The organism is uncultured Shewanella sp. (genome assembly GCF_947495455.1).
In the GTDB taxonomy this organism is placed as follows: domain Bacteria; phylum Pseudomonadota; class Gammaproteobacteria; order Enterobacterales; family Shewanellaceae; genus Shewanella.
In genome coordinates this window covers 1-845 of record NZ_CANLZC010000234.1, presented here as the reverse complement: position 1 = coordinate 845, position 845 = coordinate 1, and the positions used below count along the sequence as shown (strand labels likewise).

1 protein-coding gene is annotated in these 845 nt (G+C 38.1%); it reads left to right on the top strand.

The window, feature by feature from the left end:
• Positions 1-604: 604 nt before the first annotated feature.
• Positions 605-775 (top strand): DUF262 domain-containing protein, encoded by a 171-nt coding sequence (locus tag Q0791_RS24920; RefSeq protein ID WP_299011955.1) that lies wholly within the window; start codon positions 605-607, stop codon positions 773-775.
• Positions 776-845: the final 70 nt, after the last annotated feature.

The window sequence follows — 845 nt, the reverse complement described above, 5'->3', positions numbered from 1 at the left end:
AGAAGTGAAACGCAATCGCGCCGATGGTAGTGTGGGGTCTCCCCATGTGAGAGTAGGTCATTTCCAGGCGCCACTTTTATTTTACTTTTTAAAAAAAGTAAGACAAAAAACAACGAAAGCCCTAGCAGAAATGCTAGGGCTTTTTCGTTTATGGCGGAAATGACACTCTCACATGAGGAAATAGAAAGTCCGAACGCAGTGAGGTTTAATACCCATGTGGAGTAGGGTGAAATGGGCGTTGTTGGCGAAGCGTAGCTTTGCGCCCATTGAACGCGGAGGGTTTACCCGTAGCTGGCCATGACAGACGCCTATTTAAGTGAAGAAGCCACCACTCTTTATATGATAAGAGTAGGTGGCTTTTTTGCGTTTGGGATCTAAACGGGGGCTTTTATTGTTTGAAATGGCGCTGTGGTCGTTATGGTGTGGTTTTAGTGTTTTGTTTATGTGATCAATATGTTTTTATAAAGATGGCTTTTTTTATCAAAATCACGTAAGTTATATTCAATACAGTGTGTTACCCATGTGCGTTTTTATAAGTCTGACATGATAAGTACGTATGCGTACTTTACAAAGGTTATACAATTAAAATAGTTAAGGAGAAAATTTGAAAATAGAAGCTAATGATAAGGAAGTTCAAGATATATTTTCATTGGGCTATTTTAAAATACCTAGATTTCAACGACCTTATTCATGGGGGGGAGATGAAGTAGAAAGTTTTTGGAGTGATGTGATACTGGAGAACTCTGAAAATTATTTCATAGGATCAATGGCTTAAAGATCCCCTCATATTTTTATTCTAAATAATCCCGAAGACATTGCGATAAATAAGATGGTTCTTCATATAA